This window comes from Nonomuraea antri (genome assembly GCF_013283785.1).
In the GTDB taxonomy this organism is placed as follows: Bacteria; Actinomycetota; Actinomycetes; order Streptosporangiales; family Streptosporangiaceae; genus Nonomuraea; species Nonomuraea antri.
Window position 1 is genome coordinate 1 of the sequence record NZ_JABCPZ010000457.1, and the last position, 3,001, is coordinate 3,001.

General features: G+C 65.9%; 4 protein-coding genes. 2 read left to right on the forward strand and 2 right to left on the reverse strand.

All coding sequences use genetic code 11. The annotated features are described in order from the left end of the window. Window positions 1-465: 465 nt before the first annotated feature. The gene (locus HII36_RS54305; RefSeq protein ID WP_173531230.1) at window positions 466-720 is read right to left on the reverse strand and encodes a hypothetical protein; all 255 of its coding nucleotides are present in this window, start codon (window positions 718-720) and stop codon (window positions 466-468) included. Between the two features lie 244 nt (window positions 721-964). Here HII36_RS54305 and HII36_RS54310 point away from each other — a divergent pair, with 244 nt between their 5' ends. Beyond that, complete coding sequence (locus HII36_RS54310; protein ID WP_173531229.1) at window positions 965-1,354, forward strand: hypothetical protein; 390 nt, start codon at window positions 965-967, stop codon at window positions 1,352-1,354. Window positions 1,355-1,441: 87 nt separating this feature from the next. Here the strand turns inward: HII36_RS54310 and HII36_RS54315 are convergent, their stop codons facing one another. Then, complete coding sequence (locus HII36_RS54315; protein WP_173531232.1) at window positions 1,442-1,816, reverse strand: nuclear transport factor 2 family protein; 375 nt, start codon at window positions 1,814-1,816, stop codon at window positions 1,442-1,444. 116 nt (window positions 1,817-1,932) lie between these two features. Here HII36_RS54315 and HII36_RS54320 point away from each other — a divergent pair, with 116 nt between their 5' ends. Next, complete coding sequence (locus HII36_RS54320; protein ID WP_173531231.1) at window positions 1,933-2,865, forward strand: ABC transporter ATP-binding protein; 933 nt, start codon at window positions 1,933-1,935, stop codon at window positions 2,863-2,865. Window positions 2,866-3,001 lie beyond the last annotated feature (136 nt).

The following is a 3,001-nucleotide window of genomic DNA, read 5'->3' on the forward strand; positions in this document are numbered from 1 at the left end:
CAACGGCTCGATCCGCTCCCACAAGCTGTCCGAGACGATCCACGGCAGTTGCTCGCCCTTCCTCACAACCTATCAACGACGATCATCACCGTAAGGATGCGGGCAATCTCATTCTGTTATGACCTCTAAGGCGCTCGCCTGTACGGCTCGCACGCTCAACCAGCACCACCAACTGGGGACTCAGACAACGAAGAGCGGGGGCCACTTTAGTGAGACAAACGACCTTGAAGGACCATCTTGCTGAGAACTTGATCAATCGGTTACGCCCGGAACGATCTTCTCGGGCCACGCTGCTGAGACGAAATCGCGGGAGAGGCCAAGTTGGTGAGACAAGGGCCAAGTTCCTTGAGACGCGACAGCGGGCCGTGGGTGCGGTCGGCGCGCGGCCGTTCCGATACCGGACAGAATCCAGCTTCTGTCCGGTATCGCATCAAAAGTGGCTTATGGGGGTTTTCGGTGGGGGCCTCACAGCCGGTTGACGAAGCGCGTCGCCGCGCGGTGGCTCATGCCGGTCTCGCCGCGCACCAGGAAGACGGCTTCCTGGATCTGGCCGAGCGCTTTGAGCTCGCGAGCTTGATCGACGAGATCCAGGCTGGGGCCTGGCCGGTTCTTGGGCCGCTGGGTGAGCCGGGCGGCCAGGATGATGAGCCAGATGATCGCTGCGGTGATGACGGCGGTGAGCGCGATGAGGCCCGGGGCGGAGGTGTCCAGGCTGGGCATGGGTGGCTCTCTGCCCTGGGGTGGGCGTTTCATGCGGGTGGCAGGGTGTGTGGTGGCGCGGTTTTCCTTGGATTTCGGGTGGTTGGTGTGGGCGTGTCTGGTTGCTTGATAATGGACATTATGTCAAGTTGGCGTGATTCCGGTTCTGACGGTTCGCTTGACGTTGTGTTGATTCGCTGTCCTCGGTGACAGGTGTGGCTCTAGGGTGGGGGCTCCTGCTATTGCGCCGTGAGAGGAGCAGCACGTGGGGAACCAGTCGGTGTTATGCCCGGTGTGTCAGCGGGTTCTCCCCGCTTCGGGGCGGGACGCGTACACGCCGTTGCGGGGGCGGCTGATCGTGACGAACGGGTACTGCGGCGGCGGGTGCGCCGAGCGGCGTGCTGAGGCGGTGGAGCAGACGCAGCAGGTGGCGCGTCCGATGTTGCCGGCCGCTCCCCCGATGCCGGGCCAGCCGATGCCCGGTCAGGTGAACGGTCAGCTTCCGGGCCAGATGCCCGGTCAGGTGCCGGCGCAGAATCAGCTTCAGGGGCAGGTCCAGGGGCAGGGGCAGCTTCCGGTTCCGGCCGTGGGGCAGTCGATGATGCCGCGGCGCAGGCCGGGCGCGGGGGTGGCGCCGCTGCGGGCGGCGCGCTGAGTTTTCCGGCAGTGATGCCTGCGCGGTCGATGTCCGCGCGGTGATGCCGCGTTCGGGGTTTTCTCGGGGGTTTCGCCTGGTGGCCGGTCAGTGGTGGCCTTCTGTGGTGTGCCAGTAGTCGCGGGTCCGCACGGCGAGGCCGTGGGGGTCGAAGCGGACGAAGACGCAGCCGGCCAGGGTGATGGGTGCGCCGTTGTCGTGGGCGTGGACGCGGAATTCGATCGCGGCCTGGTCGCCGTCCACGATGGGGGTGGCGAAGGTGACTTTCTGGTGGGTCTCCCCCGTGAATGACCAGGTGATGTATTCGGCGATGGCGTGCTTTCCGCGGTGGGGCGGGCGGAAGGGCATGGAGGTGTGGACGGCGTCGTCGTGGTAGAGGGCGATGATGGCGTCGGTGTCGTGGTGGGTCCAGCCGTGTTGCCAGGTGTCGGCGAAGTGCTGGGCGGCGGTGCGGGTGTCGATGGGTCCGTCCTCCTCGCAGGTCTCCCCCGGGTGTGCTCGGGTGCCGGGGTGTGGGTTTCATTGTGGGTGCTATCGGGTTGCGGAACTGTCGGTGGGGTTGGTTAGGGTCTGTCGTCGTGTCGGGTGAACAGGCGTTGATTTACGCGCGTGGGCTGGTGAAGCGCTTCGGTGAGTTCACGGCGGTGGCCGGGATCGATCTGGAGGTGGCTCCTGGTGAGGCGTTCGGGTTCTTGGGCCCGAACGGTGCGGGGAAGTCGTCGACGATGCGGATGATCGGCTGTGTGTCGATGCCGTCGGCGGGTGAGCTGCGGATTTTGGGGTTGGATCCGGTGCGTGAGGGTCCGCGGATCCGGTCTCGGCTGGGGGTGTGCCCTCAGTTGGACAATTTGGATCCCGATCTCACGGTTCGTGAGAATTTGACGACGTATGCGCGTTATTTCGGGTTGTCGCGGGCGCAGGCGCGGGAGCGGGCCGAGGAGCTGCTGGATTTCGCGCAGCTGCGGGAGAAGGCCGGCAGCCTGGTCGAGCCGTTGTCGGGCGGGATGAAGCGGCGGCTGACGATCGCCAGGGCGATGGTGAACGACCCTGATCTGGTGTTGCTGGACGAGCCGACGACGGGTCTCGATCCGCAGGCGCGGCATCTGCTGTGGGAGCGGTTGTTCCGGCTCAAGCAGCGGGGGGTGACGCTGGTGCTGACGACGCATTACATGGACGAGGCCGAGCAGTTGTGCGATCGGCTGGTGGTGATGGACGGCGGCCGGATCGTGGCGGAGGGGTCGCCGCGGGCGCTGATCGAGCGTTACTCCTCCCCCGAGGTGGTGGAGTTGCGGTTCGGCGGGCAGGAGCTGGCGGGGTTCGTGGCGCCGCTGGAGGGGGTCGGTGATCGGGTGGATGTGCTGCCCGACCGGATCCTGCTGTATGCGAAGGACGGCGACGGCGCGGTGTCGGAGGTGCACCGGCGGGAGCTGGTGCCGTCGAGTGTGCTGGTGCGGCGTTCGTCGCTGGAGGATGTTTTCCTGCACTTGACCGGCCGGACGTTGGTCGACTGATGGCGCATCCGTCCGTGGCGGTGCTGGAGCGGCACCTGACGTTGTACAAGCGGTTGTGGCGGGCGTCGTTGTTCTCGTCGTTCGTGCTGCCGGTGTTGTTCCTGGCCAGTATCGGGCTGGGGGCTGTCTCTTATAA

Bases quoted from the DNA above. Each gene is read 5' to 3' on its own strand.
- HII36_RS54305 (WP_173531230.1), bottom strand. From the start codon at position 720: ATGCCCAGCCTGGACACCTCCGCCCCGGGCCTCATCGCGCTCACCGCC.